Raw genomic sequence first — 16,980 nt, 5'->3', positions numbered from 1 at the left:
CTCCTCCGACGTCGTTCTATTCTTCAAAATTCTGTCCGCCAATTGCACGGGACATACCCCGGAACTCGGCGATTATGGTGTCATCCTGGTTGGTGACGCGCACGTCATACACGCCGCTACGGCCCACAACCGTGGTTTCGGTGGCCGTTGCGGTCAACCGATCACCCAATTGCCCGGGCGCCAGATAGCTCATCATGGTGTGCTGTCCGACCGTCGCCACATTGCGGCTGTTGCACGCAAAGGCAAACGCACTGTCTGCCAGAGCATGGGTCACGCCACCATGACAAATCCCATGCCCGTTGCAATGATGCGGCGCGACGGTCAACGCCAGAACGGCGCGGCCTTCGTCAACTTCGACAAGCTCCATGCCAAACCACTTGCTGGCCGCATCATGGGCCCACATGGCGGCAGCGGATTTGGCTGCGCGTTCTTGAGGGGTCATTGTCATTTGCCCAAAAACCGCGGAGCACGCTTTTCGAGGAAGCTGGACACGCCTTCGGCATAATCCGTGCTTTCCCCACAGATTTTCATGGCATCCGCTTCGATTTCAAGATGATCCGAAAGCGTGGTTGTTGCAGCAGCCTGAATGCATTGTTTGGTTTTGCCCAACCCAACGGTTGGGCCATTGGCCAATTGGCTGGTCAAGGAACGCGCTTCGCTCAGCAATTCCTCATCGGGAAGTGCCTTCCAGATCAGACCCCATTCCTCTGCTTGGCGTGCGGACAAGGGTTGAGCGGTTAGCGCCAGGCCTTTGGCTCTGGCCTCTCCAACCAGATGAGGCAAATGCCAACTGCCGCCCGTGTCAGGGATCAGACCGACCTTTGCAAAGCTTTGAATGAACTTGGCACTTTCACTGGCGAGGACCATATCGCAGGCCAGTGCCAGATTGGCCCCGGCCCCGGCGGCGACCCCGTTCACTGCACAGACAACGGGAATATTCAGCGAGCGGATCAAACGCACCAAAGGGGCGTAGTAGGTCCTGACGGTCACGCTCAGATCAGGGGGACCATCCATTTTCGACGGATCGCGGTCGCCAAGGTCCTGGCCGGCGCAAAACCCACGACCCGCGCCTGTCAGCAGGATTGCGCGCGCGCCGCTGTCTCGGGCGGACTTCAGGGCATTCTGTAACGCCTCATGCATCTCGTCATTGAACGCATTCAGCTTGTCGGGCCGGTTCAGGATGATTTCCACCCAGTGTCCGTGATCTTCCACAAGAATCGTACTACTCATGACCGTCCCGCTTGATGCTGCTTTAACTAAAGCATTGCATTAACCGAACGGTTGGTCAATATATAAACCAGCTTCGATTCTCAACCGAATAAAGGGCAAAACCATGTCGCACAGGTCACTTGTGACTGTTGAATTCAAGGGCGATGTCGCATGGATCACCATTGACAATCCGCCTGTGAATGCGACCTCTGTCGGCGTTCGTCAGGGGCTGGTCGATGCCGTTGCCGCAGTCAAAGGTGCACGAGTGGCAGTGCTGCGATGCGCTGGCAGAACCTTCGTTGCGGGTGGCGACATGTCCGAGTTCGACAGACCGCCGGTCGAGCCACATCTACCCGATGTCATTCAGATGATTGAAGACAGCGAGGTTCCGTTCGTCGCCTGTATGCATGGCAATGTTCTGGGCGGTGGGTTTGAGATTGCGATGGCCTGCGCATGGCGCATTGCGGCACCCGGCACGGGCTTCGGACTGCCCGAGGTCAATGTCGGGCTGATCCCCGGCGCGGGCGGCACGCAGCGGCTGCCGCGCCTTGTGGGGATGGACCTGGCGATTGACCTGGCCTGTTCGGGCAAAATTCTGAAAGCCGAGGCTATGCAACAGCACGGTGCCATCGATCTGGTGGCAGATCCTTTGGAAGATGCGGTTGATCGCTTTGTCTCTGATTTGCCAGAACGCCCCGTGCCCGTCAGCCAGCGCCCTGTTGCTGATTTTGCGCCTGACCTAATCGAGGCCTCGCGCCGTAAACTGGAGAAGCGCGCCAAGGGGCAGCAATCACCAATGGAAAACCTGACCGCACTAGGCTGGGCGACGGAACCATTTTCGGCGGGGCAACCGAAAGAACGCACGCTTCATATGGCGCTGCGACAAAGCGCGGAAAGTCGCGCCTTACGCCACGCATTTTTTGCCGAACGCGCCGTCTCGAAACCCGCCATGATCAAGGGTGTCGAAGCACGCGAAATTCATCGCATTGCGGTTGTCGGCGGCGGATTGATGGGGGCTGGGATCGCAACTGCCGCGCTCAGCAGTGGACTATCCGTTACGTTGATTGAGCGGGATACCGAGGCTGCAAAAGCCGCTCATGACCGGGTTAACGGTCTGTTGAACGGTGCGTTCAAACGCGGAAAGATGACCGAGGCTCAATTCCAGAACGCCCTGTCCCGGTTTCGCGCCGTTGACAGCTATGCTGAGGCGGCCGACGCGCAACTGGCAATTGAGGCTGTGTTCGAAGATATCTCGGTCAAACAACAGGTCTTTGCCGAATTGGTGCAGCACATGAGCGCCGAAGCCATTCTGGCCACCAACACCTCGTATCTTGACCCGGTTGAAATCTTCACAGGCATCGAAAACCCGGCGCGTTGCATTGGCTTGCATTTTTTCAGCCCGGCTCATGTGATGAAACTGCTCGAAATTGTGCATACACCTCAAACGGCACCAGAGGTTGTCGCCACAGGGTTTGCGCTGGGTAAGAAGCTGCGCAAGATTTCCGTGCTGTCAGGCATTTGCGACGGGTTCATCGGCAACCGTATGCTGGCAGCCTATCGCCGCGCAGCCGACTATCTGCTGGCAGATGGCGCCCTGCCCTATCAGGTGGATGAGGCGATGCGTGGGTTCGGAATGCCCATGGGCCCATATGAGCTGCAGGATCTGACCGGTCTACAGATCGCGTGGGCCAATCGAAAACGCAATGCCGCAACGCGCGATCCGAACGAACGCTATGTGACCATCGCCGATCAACTCTGCGAGATGGAGCGGCTTGGCCAGCGCTCGGGGAAAGGCTGGTATCGATACGATGCCGGGGATCGCAAACCGATCCGCGACCCCGAGGTTGAGGCTCTGATCAAAACCTATTCAGCCGCCGAAGGCATTTTTCGGCGTAGCTTTAGCGCTCAGGATATTTCTTCGCGTCTTCTGGCCGTGTTGGCGAATGAGGGCGACCTGATCATTGAGGAAGGCATCGCCGAAAACGCCGAGGCCGTCGATATGGTTCAAATCCACGGCTATGGCTTTCCACGCTGGCGCGGAGGCCCCATGAACTATCGCAATGAAATCGGAAGCCGCACGTCAGCGGCGACCATGCGGGTTGTGGCGGAAGAAAGCCCCGCGTCTTGGGTCATCGCGGCCCAAGCAAAACGCCAATAACATGTTGATAGTTACAAAAGTAACCATTAGCGCATTCTGAATGCATGTTTCAAAGGGAGGCACTGAACATGAAACTCACCAAGTTAAGCACCTTGCTGGCATCGGCCGCTTTGGCCGTTTCAGGCACCGTGGCACTGGCCGCAGATTATACGCTGACGATTTCCAGCTGGGCGCCGCCGACCCACGGCATCAACGCCAAGATGTGGCCAAAATTCGTTGAGATGGTTGAAGAAGCGACAGACGGCCAGGTCACAGCGGAACTGAAGCTGGGCATTGCGCCCCCACCCGCCCAGATGGACCTGATCATGGACGGGGCAGCGGATGCGTCGATCATCTTCCACGGCTATCAGCCCGGTCGCTTTGTCACCACCAAAATGATCGAACTGCCCGGCTATGAGGGCTCGGCCGAGGCCGCATCGGTTGCCTATTGGCGCGCCTATGACACGCACCTGAAAGCCGCTGACGAACATCGCGGCGTAAAAGTGATTGCCTTGCACACCCACGGACCGGCGCAGCTGCATTCCAGCAACCCTGTTACGTCACTGGACGAGGTTTCGGGCCTTAAGGTTCGTATCCCGGGCGGTGTTGGCGGCGATGTCGGTGCAGCACTTGGCGCAACCGGCATCCAGGTGCCAGCCCCGAAAGTGTACGAGACACTCGCGTCAAAAGCGGCCGATGGCGTTGTGATGCCGTTTGAATCTCGCAAAGGCTTTAAGCTGACTGAAGTCGCGCAGAACGTCTATGAAGTTCCTGGCGGTCTGTACCGTGGATCCTTCGCGTTCATCATGAATGAAGACACGTTTGCTGATCTGCCTGCTGAGCTGCAGCAAGCGCTGGAAGAGCAGGTATTTGGCGAACCGCTGAGCCGTGAAATCGGTAAAATCTGGGACGAAATTGATGCCATCGGGCGCGAAGCCACCGAAGGCACAGACGGCAATGCGATCAACACCGCATCTGCCGAAGACCTGGAGAAGTTCAACGCGATTGCCGTGGATGTCCGCGCCAAGGTCATTGATGAGGTCAATGGTGCAGGTGTCGACGCACAAGCCGCCTATGACCTGATCGTCAACGAAATGGCGTCGCAGTAACCAAGCCTGGCTGGCGGAATCAAGCCGCCGGCCACCCCCAAGCTTGCGGGAACTAAACATGCAATCCCTTGTGACCTTTGCGCGTCGCGTCAGCGTCGCCCCGACGATACTTGCCTGTCTGGCGCTATTCGTGCTGATGGTGATGACGTTCTTTGATGTCGTGTTGCGATCAGTCTTCAATGCCCCGATTGAGGCGGCAACCGAACTGACGCGCATTCTGATGGCAATCCTCGTTTTTTCGGTTCTGCCGATGGTATCCGCAGGAAAGGGCCAGATTGCCGTTGATCTGACCGACGGGCTGTTTTCACGATTCCGGCTTAGCCGCGCCAGGGATGCGATTGTCTATCTGATCTCGGGCATCATGCTGTTCTGGCCGATTCAGCGAGTCTGGATCCTTGCCGAACGGGCACGGGACTATGGAGATGTGACCGAGTACCTGTCGATCCCCGTTTTCTACATCGGCTGGTTTATCGCTGCATCCACTGCGGTCACTGCCGTTGCAATGATCACAACCGGGTTGCTGTACATCTTCGCGCCCCAAGTTCTGACGGAGAACCAGCAATGACTGCTGCGCTGATCGGTTTTGCCCTTGTCCTTGTTCTCGTGCTTCTGCGTCTGCCCATCGTGTTCGCGATGGGCTTGGTCGGAACGTTGGGCTTTGCATATGAGCGTGGTGGCAGCATCCTGTCCGAACGCGGTTTGAAAGCGGCCATGTCGATGGTCGGTCGTCAGATCACCGACACAGCACAGGACTACGGCCTGTCGGTTATTCCGCTGTTCATCCTGATGGGACTGTTCGTGAACAAGGGCGGTCTGGCGCGCGAACTCTACGCCGTATCAAATGCGTTTCTTGGCCACTTCAAAGGCGGCATCGCGATGGCTACGGTCGCGGCCTGTGGTGGGTTTTCCGCGATCTGCGGGTCGTCTTTGGCAACGGCCGCGACGATGTCCAAGGTCGCCATGCCGGAAATGCGCCGCTATCGCTATTCAGATGAGCTGTCGACTGCCTCAATCGCGGCAGGCGGCACGCTGGGTATCCTGATCCCACCCTCTGTGATCCTAGTAATCTACGGTTTGTTGACCGAAACATCTATCGGCAAACTGTTCGTCGCCGGGATCATCCCAGGTGTATTGGGCATCCTTTTATACCTGTTTGCAGTCCGCTGGACCGTCTGGCGCAAGCCAGAGTCGGGACCGGCCGGTGAGAAGCATGGGTGGGGTGAGAGATTGAATGCCCTGCGCTCTGTCTGGGCAGTGTTATTGCTGTTCTTTCTGGTCATTGGCGGCCTCTATGGTGCCTTTGATTTTCACCCACTAAACCTGACATTCAGCCCGACGGAAGCCGCTGGTATGGGGGCCATGGGTGCCTTTCTGATTGCCCTGTCGCGTGGCGGGCTGAGCCTGAGTTCCACCTTCGAGGTTTTGAAAGAAACTACGTTTACCGCCGCAGCACTGTTCTCGGTCCTGATCGGGGCGCAGATATTTTCGAACTTCATCAACCTCGCCGGTTTGCCCGAAGCATTGATCGCATTGGTCACCGCATATGATTTAGAACCCTTTGTTGTGATCCTAATGATCCTATGCATCTACATCATCTTGGGCTGCGTGTTTGAATCGCTGTCGATGCTCCTGCTGACTGTGCCGATCTTTTTCCCGCTTGTTACATCGCTGGGCTATGATCCAATCTGGTTCGGCATCGTGGTTGTTGTCGTGACCGAGATCAGCCTGATCACCCCGCCAGTTGGCCTGAACGTGTTCATCCTGAAAGGCGTGGTCGGGGATGTCTCGACCGGAACGATCTTCAAGGGTGTAACGCCATTCTGGATCGCCGATATCTTCCGTCTGGCCCTAATCGTTCTGGTGCCGTGGCTTGTGCTGGTCCTGCCCGAGCATATGGGGGCGATGGGTCACTGATGTTTTTCCTGACCGCGCTTCCTGACGGGTTTCACGAGAACCCCTATCCAGCCTATGCCGCATTGCGCGAGGACATGCCGGTTTGCCCTCAACCCGACGGCTCAGTGATCCTGTCGCGATACGAGGATCTGGATCTGGTCTACCGGGATACAACGCGGTTCATCTCGGACAAGAAGGCGGTGTTTGGCCCGAAATATGGGGTCGACAGTCCCCTATACGAACACCACACCACCAGCCTGGTGTTCAATGACCCGCCCTTGCATACCCGTGTCCGCAAGGTGATGGTCGGGGCGATGAATCCGCGTGCTTTGGCGCAGATGGAGCCAGGATTGATCGAACTGGTCGATGCTCTGCTGGATCAGATGCAGGCCAAAGGCAGCGTCGAGTTAATCCAGGATTTCGCCGGAGCAATCCCGATTGAGATTATTGGCAACCTGCTGGGCATTCCCCGATCCGAACGCGGACCCTTGCGCGATTGGTCTCTGGCCATCCTTGGTGCGTTAGAGCCCCAATTGACACCCGAACAGGAAAACTGGGGCAATCGTGCGGTCACCGAGTTCAAAGAGTTCCTGCACCATATCGTTGACGACCGAAGACGTAATCCCGGCAACCCGGACACGGATGTTCTGACCCGGTTGATGCAGGACGACGCGGCAGGTGGCCTGACCGAGATTGAGCTGTATCAGAACTGCATTTTCATCCTGAACGCAGGGCATGAGACCACGACAAACCTGATCGGCAGCGCACTAGACCTGCTGGACCGCCGCCGGGACAAACGAGCCGAATTGCTGACCTCCCCCTACCTCATCACCTCGGCTGTGGATGAGTTTCTGCGCCTGGAAAGCCCGAACCAGTTTGGCAACCGCCTCACGACCGAAGAGGTCACGTTTCATGGTCACACCATTCCGGCGGGGACTGATATTCATCTATGCATTGGGGCCGCAAACCGGGACCCTAGGCAGTTTGACGGGCCTGATAACGTGCAGCTGGATCGCAGGCCCAATAAACATCACGCGTTTGCCGGTGGTCCACATACCTGCGTCGGCCTGACCCTTGCCCGGATGGAAGGCAAGATCGCGGTCAGCCGGTTTTTGAACCGTTTTCCAAACTATCAGATCACAGACGGCGCAATACGCGGCGGGCGTATCCGTTTTCGCGGTTTCGCCCAATTACCGGCAGAGGTTTGAATTGACGAGAACAACAAATAGGCAGTCGTTAAATATTGACCGACCATACGGTTAATAATATGCTTGTCTTCATCGCGCGCAAGCCGGCGCAGATCATCTCAGGACTGAGGAGTGGCTCATGACAATCCAGCAGATTTCAAGTTTCGCAGCGGGCGAATGGATTGCCCCGGGCGACGGGGCCCGCACTATTGCCAGCGCCGTAACGGGCGAGGTGATCGCGACCGCTGGCAACAACAGCTTGGATGTGCAGGGCATGCTGGACTATGCCCGCAACGTTGGCGGGCCTGCGCTGCGTAAGCTGACCTTTCACGAACGCGCCAAGATGCTCAAGGCGCTGTCTCTGCATCTGGGGCAGCATAAGCAGGCCATGTATGACCTGTCGTTTAATACAGGGGCGACGCAATCAGATCACCTGATCGATATCGATGGCGGGATCGGCACCATGTTCGTTTTCGCATCAAAAGGCCGCCGCGAGATGCCGGACGGACACGTGTATCTGGACGGTGACGTCGAGCAGCTGTCGCGCAACGGCACGTTTCTGGGCCAGCACATCTGCACCCCAATGCAAGGCGTGGCGGTCCATATCAATGCATTCAACTTTCCGGTTTGGGGCATGCTGGAAAAGCTCGCCCCGACTCTGCTGGCCGGTGTTCCAGCGATCGTCAAACCGGCAACAAATTCCTGCTATGTCACCGAACTGTGCGTGCGACTGATGCTGGATTCGGGCATTCTGCCAGCCGGGGCACTGCAGCTTGTTTCAGGCGGCTTGGGGGATATGCTGGATCGTCTGACTTTGCAGGATATGGTCAGTTTTACTGGTTCGGCCGACACGGCACTAAAACTGCGCTCCAACCCTGTCATTCTTGAGAATTCGGTACGGTTTGTTGCCGAACAAGACAGCCTGAATTGTTCGGTTCTGGGCCCCGATGCTGAACCGGGAACGCTGGAATTTGACCTGTTCATCAAAGAAGTTCAGCGGGAGATGACCACAAAGGCGGGTCAGAAATGTACCGCGATCCGCCGGATCATCGCGCCTGAACCACAGCTACAGGCGGTGATCGAAGCCCTTTCCGCGCGCCTGTCCAAAACGGTTATCGGCGACCCGAAACTTGAAACCACGCGCATGGGAGCCCTGGTCTCGAATGGTCAAAAACGGGATGTGCTGGAAAAAGCCGCGGTCATTGAGCAAGAGGCCGAGCGTGTGTTTGGCGATCCGAATGACTTTGCTGTTGACGGCGCAGATGCCGAAAAAGGGGCATTCCTGCCGCCGATGCTGTTCCATTGCGCCAATCCGGATGCGGCAACGCGCGTCCATGACACCGAGGCCTTCGGCCCGGTCAGCACCATAATGGGATACCGCGATACCGATCATGCGATTGAGCTGGCGAATAAGGGACAGGGCTCTTTGGTTGCGTCGGTCATTACGCATGACACGGATGTCGCTTGCAAATTCGCCATGGGCGCCGGGGCCTATCACGGGCGGCTTTACTTCAACAACCGCGACTCGATGAAAGAATCCACCGGCCATGGTTCCCCTCTGCCCCATATGGTGCATGGCGGTCCCGGCCGCGCGGGTGGCGGCGAGGAAATGGGCGGCGTGCGGGGTGTGAAACACTATATGCAGCGCACGGCCATTCAAGGGTCTCCGGACATCCTGGCCGCGATCGGGTCCAAATGGGTTCCGGGCGCAACCGAAATCAAAGGCCCCGCCCACCCCTTCACCCGACGCTACAACGATCTTGCTATTGGCGAGACACTCCACACTGCGCCGCGCATTGTAACGATGGATGATATCGAACATTTCGCCGAATTCACCGGCGATACGTTCTATGCGCATATGGATCAGGCCGCGGCGGAGAGGAACCCGTTCTTCCCAGGTCGCGTCGCGCACGGATACCTGCTGTTGTCCTTCGCCGCCGGGTTGTTTGTCGAACCGAACGAGGGCCCCGTCCTGGCCAATACTGGCCTTGATGGGTTGCGCTTTATGAAACCGGTTGTGCCGGGGGACACCATCAAGGTGCGCCTGACTGTAAAGTCGAAGACGAAACGCAATGATCAGTATGGCGAGGTTCGCTGGCACGTCACGCTGACCCAGCAGGATGATGAACTTGTCGCTGAATACGAACTGCTGACCATGGTGGCCTACTGAAGGCTTCGGGCCGGATGGCAATTCAATCCGGCCCGCCTATACTGCGGTCATGAAAGACGCACCCAACGACTGGTTTGACTCCTGTGTCGGTCGACTGACATCCACCGACTCCCTGCGGGTGTGGTCGGTTTTGGTAACGATTTTTGGCGATCTTGCGCAAAACAAATCGGACCAGATCAGCGGCTCACTTATTACGGCGTTGACGGGTCGCGTTGGCATCAAGGCTGAGGCAACAAGGGTTGCCTTGCATCGCTTGCGCAAAGACGGGTGGATCGAAAGCACCCGCATCGGGCGCGTAAGCACCCATCACCTCACGGACTATGGGCGCAATCAAAGCGCTGCAGCCGCACCGCGCATTTATGGACGTGAAGTCAGCATGCCGGATATCTGGCACGTGCTGATTGCAAACAACTCCGACACATCCCGCAAAGAACTGGCTGACCTATTGCTGACCGGCGACTACGTGTCACTCAATCCGGCAACAGCTATGGCTTCGGGACCTATGCCGGATGGTCTGGAGGAATTGCTGGGCTATGAGACCAGCGCCATTTCTGTTCCTGACTGGTTGCAAGACCTGTTCGGGCCGCAGCCGTTGAAAACAGCATATGCTGATTTCTTAGAATCTGTTCATATCGTCGATGGCCTTCTACCTAGAACCGGTGTGGACGATCCGATGGAAACCGCGATGTTACGCGTCCTCGTCGTACACAATTGGCGCCGCATCGTACTGCGCCACCCGGTGTTTCCATCAGATTTCCTTCCCTCCGATTGGAAAGGGTCAGAATGCCGAGCAGCCGTTTCTGACCTTCTGGACCGGTTGCCCCGGCCAAATCTCTCTGCGTTGGAAGCTGAATTGAACAACTAAGCTTGATCACGGCCAACTCGTGCCAAGCATCGGTGGTGACGATTCAATATGTTACCGATATTTCGATAAGCACTATTTTTTGGTAACATGATACTTGCCTCGAATCGGTAGAAACCCTATAAACCGACCATACGGTCTATGAATAACGTGAGCACGTAGGAGACTTCACGGATGGATGCATTCATTTGCGATGCGACGCGCACTCCGATCGGGCGGTATGGAGGTGCGTTGTCCTCGATCCGAACGGATGATCTGGCGGCCATTCCGCTGGCCGCTCTGAAAGAGCGGAACCTGCAAGTGGACTGGTCCAGCGTGGATGACGTCATCTATGGAGATGCCAATCAGGCCGGTGAAAGCAACCGGAACGTAGCGCGGATGGCTGCCTTGTTGGCCGGATTGCCGGTCGAGGTGCCAGGAACCACAGTGAACCGTCTGTGCGCCAGCGGGATGGATGCGGTTGGGATGGTGGCTCGCGGGATCAAGGCAGGCGACTATGACCTGGCAATCGCGGGTGGGGTCGAAAGCATGTCCCGCGCACCTTTTGTGATGCCCAAAGCGACATCCGCGTTCACGCGCAGCAATGCGGTTTATGACACAACGATTGGCTGGCGCTTTGTAAATCCAAAGATGAAGCAAGCCTATGGCATTGATTCAATGCCACAAACCGCTGACAACGTGGCTGAAGACTACGGTATCAGCCGCGCAGATCAGGACAGTTTCGCCGCGCGCAGTCAAGCCCGTTGGGCCGCCGCGCACAAGGCAGGTCTGTTTGCGGATGAGATCACCCCGGTCTCGGTTCCACAGCGCAAAGGCGATCCGGTTGTGATCGATACTGATGAGCACCCACGCCCGGGCACAACGGCAGAGAAATTATCTGGCCTCAAAGGGGTGAACGCACCAGACAATACAGTAACGGCGGGCAATGCATCGGGCGTCAACGACGGCGCGGCAGCCATATTGATGGCGAATGAGGGGGCGGCCGCAAAGAATGGCCTCACTCCAATCGCGCGGGTTGTGGGCATGTCCGTTGCCGGGGTTGAACCTCGCATCATGGGGATTGGCCCGGTACCGGCCAGTCGCAAGGTGCTGGCCCGGACCGGGCTAACCATCGAACAGATGGATGTGATAGAGTTGAACGAGGCCTTTGCCTCCCAGGGATTGGCAACGCTCAGAGAGTTGGGCCTGCCCGACGACGCAGCACATGTGAACCCAAATGGAGGCGCAATTGCCTTGGGTCACCCGCTTGGCATGTCCGGCGCGCGATTGGTGCTAACGGCTGCGTATCAACTGCGCCGGACAGGCGGTCGTTACGCGCTATGCACTATGTGCGTGGGCGTCGGACAGGGTGCCGCTTTGATTTTGGAACGGGTTTGACGGGCAGATCACTGAACGGACCGTGCTGAGCGGTTCAATTCTAGATCACCCCGAACGGAGGACGCAAGATGTACGCACAAATGGTTAAATCCGAGGCCACTAATGATGACCCCGAAAAGCTTGCCGAATTTCAGGCAAAGATCGACGCGGACATCAAGATCGAACCGAAGGATTGGATGCCGCAAGGCTATCGCAAAACGCTGATCCGCCAGATCGGTCAGCACGCCCATTCCGAAATCGTCGGACAACTGCCCGAAGGCAACTGGATCACGCGCGCGCCCACATTGGAGCGCAAGGCGATCCTGCTGGCCAAAGTGCAGGATGAGGCCGGGCATGGGCTGTACCTGTATTGCGCGGCAGAAACACTGGGCGTCAGCCGGGACGAGTTGACCGAGATGCTGCTGGACGGTCGGATGAAATATTCCTCGATCTTCAACTACCCCACGTTGAACTGGGCCGATATCGGCGCGGTGGGCTGGCTGGTCGATGGGGCCGCGATCATGAATCAGGTGCCGTTGCAGCGGACCTCCTACGGGCCGTATTCGCGTGCCATGATCCGCATCTGCAAGGAAGAAAGCTTTCACCAGCGTCAGGGATACGACGCCATTCGCAAGATGGCTGAAGGCACGCCCGAGCAGAAGAAGATGGCACAGGATGCCCTGAACCGGTTCTGGTACCCATCGCTGATGATGTTCGGGCCATCGGATAAGGACTCGGTTCATTCGACCCAATCGATGGCCTGGAAGATCAAGATGAACACAAATGACGAGCTGCGTCAGAAATTCGTCGACCAGACCGTGCCGCAGGCCGAATTCCTGGGGCTGACCGTCCCCGACCCGGACCTGAAATGGAACGAAGAACGCGGCCACTACGATTTCTCGGAACCCGACTGGTCCGAGTTCTTTGACGTCATCAAAGGCAACGGCCCTTGCAACACCGACCGTCTGGCCGCCCGCAATAAGGCCTGGGACGACGGGCAATGGGTGCGGGACGGCCTGCTGGCGCACGCAAAGAAGAAACGCGCCGGTCAAGTGGCCGCTGAATAAGCCTGACCTGAGGAGGAAACCCGATGAAAAACGAATGGCCCCTTTGGGAAGTCTTTATCCGCGGTCAACACGGTATGAGCCATCGCCATGTCGGCTCGCTGCACGCGGCTGACGCGGAAATGGCAATCAAGAACGCACGCGATGTCTATACGCGCCGCAACGAGGGCGTGTCGATCTGGGTAGTCGAGGCGAACAACATTGCGGCCTCATCCCCTAGTGACAAAGGCCCGCTATATGAGCCCAGCGAAAGCAAGGTCTACCGTCACCCGACATTCTTCGACATCCCCGATGAAGTGGGGGCGATGTAATGACCCGCGACGAAGCCTTCCTGCAATTTCTGCTAAGAATGGGCGACAACACACTCATCCTGGGTCATCGCGTCAGCGAATGGTGCGGTCATGCGCCTGTGCTGGAAGAAGATATCGCGCTGGCCAATACCGCGTTGGACCTGATCGGCCAAACCCAGATGTGGCTGGGCCTTGCAGGCAAAATCGACGGCAATAAGAGCGCTGATGACTTGGCTTTCCTGCGTGATGCTTGGGATTTCCGCAATGTTCTGATGGTCGAGGTTCCGAATGAAGATTTCGGCCGGACCCTGATGCGCCAATTCCTGTTCGATGCGTGGCATTCGATCATGCTGGGGCGTCTGATCAAATCGTCAGACGACCGTGTTGCGGCCATCGCTGCGAAGGCCAGCAAAGAGGTCGCTTATCACCTGGAACGCTCAAGCGACACGGTTGTTGGATTGGGCGACGGAACAATCGAAAGTCATGACCGGATGCAGGCGGCGCTGGACTATCTGTGGCCCTATGTGGGTGAGATGTTCGCCAGCGATGAGGTGGATGCCGAGATGGTGGCAGCAGGTATCGCGCCCAATCCCGCTGATCTGCGCGCCGAGTATGACACATTGGTCCAGCGGGTTTTGGCAGATGCGACGCTGACCATCCCCGACAGCGCATTTGCGCATAAGGGCGGACGCAACGGGCAGATGCATACGGAACATCTGGGGCATCTGCTGACTCAGATGCAATGGCTGCAACGCGCCTATCCTGGCGCTAGCTGGTAGGCCCACATGGAACGGGTGCCAACGGACCAGATTTGGGAATGGCTGGATGCTGTTCCTGACCCCGAAATCCCTGTGATTTCAGTGGTCGATCTTGGGATCGTGCGCGATGTGCACTGGGATGCGGGCACACTGACTGTGACGGTTACCCCAACCTATTCCGGTTGCCCTGCGACCTCAGTCATCAGCATGGACATCGAAACGGCGCTGCGGGATCAGGGGATCAAGGATCTGAAGATCGAAACCACCATCGCGCCCGCCTGGACCACGGATTGGCTCAGCGACAAAGGCCGCGCCCGGCTGGAAGAATACGGGATCGCCCCGCCGCAACCGGCAGGCGGCCCCGAGCGTTGCCCACACTGCGGCAGCAAGGCAGTTGAAAAAGTCAGCCAGTTTGGCTCGACCCCGTGCAAGGCGCATTGGCGTTGTACCGACTGTCTGGAACCCTTCGACTATTTCAAGTGCATCTGAGGAGAAGCACCGGATGGCACGTTTCCACGATCTGAAAGTTACCGATATCCACAAAACGATCCGCGATGCGGTGGTTGTGACGCTCGAACCTATGAATGGTGCAACGGAAGAATTCGACTTTATCGCCGGTCAGTACCTGACATTCCGGCGCGATTTTGAGGGCGAAGAACTGCGCCGGTCTTATTCGATCTGTGCAGGCAAAGACGATGGCGTTCTGCAGGTTGGCATCAAACGTGTTGATGGCGGCGCGTTCTCAGGCTGGGCCAACGCTGAGCTGAGTGTCGGTGACATTGTGCAGGCCATGCCGCCCATGGGCAGCTTCCACGCTCCGATCAATGAAAATGCTGAAAAGCATTATCTCGGCTTTGCGGGTGGTTCTGGCGTGACACCGGTTCTGTCGATCCTCAAAACCACCCTCGCCCGTGAACCTCAATCGCGGTTCACGCTGATCTATGCCAACAAAGGCATCAACACGATCATGTTCCGCGAGGAGTTGGAGGACCTCAAGAACCTCTATATGGGCCGTTTGAATGTGATTCATATTCTGGAAACGGATTCTCAGGAAATCGACCTGTTCACCGGGTTAGTCACACAGGAAAAATGCGCTGAGTTATTCAAGCACTGGGTTGATATCGAAAACGTCGATACGGCGTTCATCTGCGGGCCGGAACCGATGATGCTGGGCATTGCCGCCGCCCTGCGCGACCACGGACTGGATGAAGGCCAGATCAAGTTCGAGTTGTTCGCCAGCGCTCAGCCCGGTCGCGCAAAGCGCAAGGCAAGCGCGGCGGATGCCAGCCGGACGGACAATCAGACTAGTGCGTCCATTACATTAGACGGCTCGACCCAGGCTCTGACCATTCCCAAGGACATGTCTTTGCTTGATGCCGCCCTGGAAAACGCGATGGATGCCCCTTACGCCTGCAAGGCCGGTGTGTGTTCGACCTGTCGCTGCAAGGTGCTGGAAGGTGAGGTTGAGATGCTCGCCAACCATGCGCTTGAGGATTACGAGGTTGCGAAGGGCTACGTGCTCAGCTGTCAGGCCTATCCGCTGACAGACCGCGTGGTCGTGGATTACGATCAGTAGCGAGGTACCCGATATGAACGACGCCATGGCCCTCGACACCTATCTTGCCTCGGGCGGTGTGCTGACCAACCCGTCAAACGTTCCGCCCCGCTATCGCGCGGAACTGTTGAAACTGATGGCAACATTTGTCGACAGTGAGCTGGCAGGCGCAGCAGGTTTTGCAGATGTGATCAACCTTGGACCGGGTATCAAGGAACGCATCGCCGCCTCAAAAATCGTGCTTGAAAAAACGGATCATGCAGACCGCGTTTTGAACATCATGGGCGAGTTCGGCGTCGATACGGACCGTTATGCCAATCATCACCCCTGGACGGCGCGGCTGAACCGGGATGCGGATATCGGGGCCACCCGGTCCGAACATGACATGCGTCTGGCCGTGTTCAACTATCCGTTTTCGGGCTGGTCGGACGCGGTGATCATGAACCTGCTCATGAGCGGTGCTGTGGCCGAACAACTGGCCGAATATTCAACAATTTCATATCAGCCGCTGGCCGAAGCTTTCCGCGCAATTGCTCCAATCGAGGCGCATCATGGTGAATTGGCGAAGGAGGGGGCGATCAAACTGATCGAACTGGGCGAAGCTGAGCCTATGCAAACTTCAGTCACCTACTGGTGGCCCCGCGTTGCTGGCTCATTCGGTGGTGACGATGATAAGCGGTTCGAGCTTCTGAAATCACTTGGGCTGCGGCGGACCACAAACGCTTCATTGCGCGACCGTTGGCACAAGACGACGGCTGAGACCCTGAAAACGCTGGGATTGTCGGCGCCTTCCTAGAAGCGTGGGGTTGGCTTCAGGTCTCAACACCGTCCAGATCCATGGCCGAGCGCGGCTTGGCCTGCGGGTCCTTGTCCAGAACATGATGCATGCGCTCCATGACATCAAAGAATGTTGCCAATTCGTCGGGGCTGGCGACCGCCAGCAAACGGTCTTCGATCTCTCGGGCGGCGGGCAATATCTCGGCGAGAGCTTGGTGCCCTGCATCGGTCAGCGAAATCGAAACAAGCCGCGCATCCGTATCACCCGGCACCTTTGTGACAAGCCCGTCCGCCTCGAGTTTGGAAACCGCGCGACTGACCCGTGGCTTTTCAAGGTTCACATAGGTTCGGATATCGCGGACCGATGCAGTTACACAGCGCTGAAGATGCACCAACACCCGCCATTCTGCAGCAACCAGCCCATGTGTCCGGTCATATTCGACCGACAAGCGGCGGCTGACCCGCTCGGACAATATCGCTAGCCGGTATGGCAAGAAGGAAGACAGGTTAAATTCGTCAGACATATAGGCAATATCCAAGGTCGTTGCATCTAGAACGATATTGACTTTTGCCTCATTTGCAAAGACAAACAGCTCGTTGCAGATGAAACAAA

The 16,980-nt window shown here is 57.3% G+C and carries 17 protein-coding genes; 14 read left to right on the top strand and 3 right to left on the bottom strand.

Annotated elements, in window-relative coordinates; genetic code table 11:
- Positions 1-16 precede the first annotated feature (16 nt).
- Together paaI and paaG are read right to left on the bottom strand one after the other, a co-directional pair.
- Positions 17-442 (bottom strand): hydroxyphenylacetyl-CoA thioesterase PaaI, encoded by a 426-nt coding sequence (gene paaI / locus ACR0JE_RS17460; protein ID WP_480865073.1) that lies wholly within the window; start codon positions 440-442, stop codon positions 17-19.
- Positions 443-444: 2 nt separating this feature from the next.
- Positions 445-1,230: a 2-(1,2-epoxy-1,2-dihydrophenyl)acetyl-CoA isomerase PaaG gene (gene paaG, locus ACR0JE_RS17455; RefSeq protein WP_480865072.1), complete on the bottom strand. Its 786-nt coding sequence runs from the start codon at positions 1,228-1,230 to the stop codon at positions 445-447.
- A 103-nt stretch (positions 1,231-1,333) separates the two neighbouring features.
- Between paaG and ACR0JE_RS17450 the strand changes: the two genes are divergently transcribed.
- From ACR0JE_RS17450 to ACR0JE_RS17385, 14 genes are all read left to right on the top strand, one after another.
- Positions 1,334-3,367 (top strand): FAD-dependent oxidoreductase, encoded by a 2,034-nt coding sequence (locus ACR0JE_RS17450; protein ID WP_480865071.1) that lies wholly within the window; start codon positions 1,334-1,336, stop codon positions 3,365-3,367.
- A gap of 68 nt (positions 3,368-3,435) precedes the next feature.
- Positions 3,436-4,455, top strand: coding sequence for a TRAP transporter substrate-binding protein (locus tag ACR0JE_RS17445; protein WP_353009676.1), 1,020 nt, complete (start codon positions 3,436-3,438; stop codon positions 4,453-4,455).
- Between the two features lie 58 nt (positions 4,456-4,513).
- On the top strand, positions 4,514-5,020 hold the full coding sequence (locus ACR0JE_RS17440) for a TRAP transporter small permease (protein ID WP_480544537.1): 507 nt from the start codon (positions 4,514-4,516) through the stop codon (positions 5,018-5,020).
- Positions 5,017-6,369: a TRAP transporter large permease gene (locus tag ACR0JE_RS17435; RefSeq protein ID WP_480544536.1), complete on the top strand. Its 1,353-nt coding sequence runs from the start codon at positions 5,017-5,019 to the stop codon at positions 6,367-6,369. The genes ACR0JE_RS17440 and ACR0JE_RS17435 overlap by 4 nt, the downstream gene beginning before the upstream one ends.
- Complete coding sequence (locus ACR0JE_RS17430) at positions 6,369-7,556, top strand: cytochrome P450 (RefSeq protein ID WP_480865070.1); 1,188 nt, start codon at positions 6,369-6,371, stop codon at positions 7,554-7,556. Before ACR0JE_RS17435 ends, ACR0JE_RS17430 begins: the two co-directional genes overlap by 1 nt.
- Before the next feature lie 118 nt (positions 7,557-7,674).
- A complete protein-coding gene (gene paaZ, locus ACR0JE_RS17425) occupies positions 7,675-9,705 on the top strand; it encodes a phenylacetic acid degradation bifunctional protein PaaZ (RefSeq protein ID WP_480865069.1) in 2,031 nt (676 codons plus the stop codon).
- Between the two features lie 49 nt (positions 9,706-9,754).
- On the top strand, positions 9,755-10,570 hold the full coding sequence (locus ACR0JE_RS17420) for a PaaX family transcriptional regulator C-terminal domain-containing protein (protein ID WP_480865068.1): 816 nt from the start codon (positions 9,755-9,757) through the stop codon (positions 10,568-10,570).
- Positions 10,571-10,741: 171 nt separating this feature from the next.
- Entirely contained in the window at positions 10,742-11,944 is a 1,203-nt protein-coding gene (gene pcaF, locus ACR0JE_RS17415) for a 3-oxoadipyl-CoA thiolase (protein ID WP_480865067.1), read from the top strand.
- A 68-nt stretch (positions 11,945-12,012) separates the two neighbouring features.
- Positions 12,013-12,990, top strand: a complete 978-nt coding sequence (paaA, locus tag ACR0JE_RS17410) for a 1,2-phenylacetyl-CoA epoxidase subunit PaaA (RefSeq protein ID WP_480544530.1) — start codon at positions 12,013-12,015, stop codon at positions 12,988-12,990.
- A 23-nt stretch (positions 12,991-13,013) separates the two neighbouring features.
- Positions 13,014-13,298: a 1,2-phenylacetyl-CoA epoxidase subunit PaaB gene (gene paaB / locus ACR0JE_RS17405; protein WP_480544528.1), complete on the top strand. Its 285-nt coding sequence runs from the start codon at positions 13,014-13,016 to the stop codon at positions 13,296-13,298.
- The gene (gene paaC / locus ACR0JE_RS17400) at positions 13,298-14,056 is read left to right on the top strand and encodes a 1,2-phenylacetyl-CoA epoxidase subunit PaaC (protein ID WP_480865066.1); all 759 of its coding nucleotides are present in this window, start codon (positions 13,298-13,300) and stop codon (positions 14,054-14,056) included. The genes paaB and paaC overlap by 1 nt, the downstream gene beginning before the upstream one ends.
- A 6-nt stretch (positions 14,057-14,062) precedes the next feature.
- Positions 14,063-14,524 (top strand): 1,2-phenylacetyl-CoA epoxidase subunit PaaD, encoded by a 462-nt coding sequence (paaD, locus tag ACR0JE_RS17395; protein ID WP_480544525.1) that lies wholly within the window; start codon positions 14,063-14,065, stop codon positions 14,522-14,524.
- A 13-nt stretch (positions 14,525-14,537) separates the two neighbouring features.
- Positions 14,538-15,611 carry a 2Fe-2S iron-sulfur cluster-binding protein gene (locus ACR0JE_RS17390; RefSeq protein ID WP_480865065.1) on the top strand — a complete coding sequence of 358 codons (1,074 nt, stop codon included), beginning with the start codon at positions 14,538-14,540 and terminating at the stop codon, positions 15,609-15,611.
- A 13-nt stretch (positions 15,612-15,624) separates the two neighbouring features.
- A complete protein-coding gene (locus ACR0JE_RS17385) occupies positions 15,625-16,386 on the top strand; it encodes a Phenylacetic acid catabolic protein (RefSeq protein WP_480865064.1) in 762 nt (253 codons plus the stop codon).
- Positions 16,387-16,402: 16 nt separating this feature from the next.
- Here ACR0JE_RS17385 and ACR0JE_RS17380 read toward each other — a convergent pair whose 3' ends face one another.
- Positions 16,403-16,891: a MarR family winged helix-turn-helix transcriptional regulator gene (locus ACR0JE_RS17380; protein WP_480865063.1), complete on the bottom strand. Its 489-nt coding sequence runs from the start codon at positions 16,889-16,891 to the stop codon at positions 16,403-16,405.
- Positions 16,892-16,980 lie beyond the last annotated feature (89 nt).

This window comes from Ruegeria sp. H3 (genome assembly GCF_056533095.1).
Note: the sequence above shows the minus strand (reverse complement) of the source record. Positions and strands in the feature narration are given on the sequence as shown.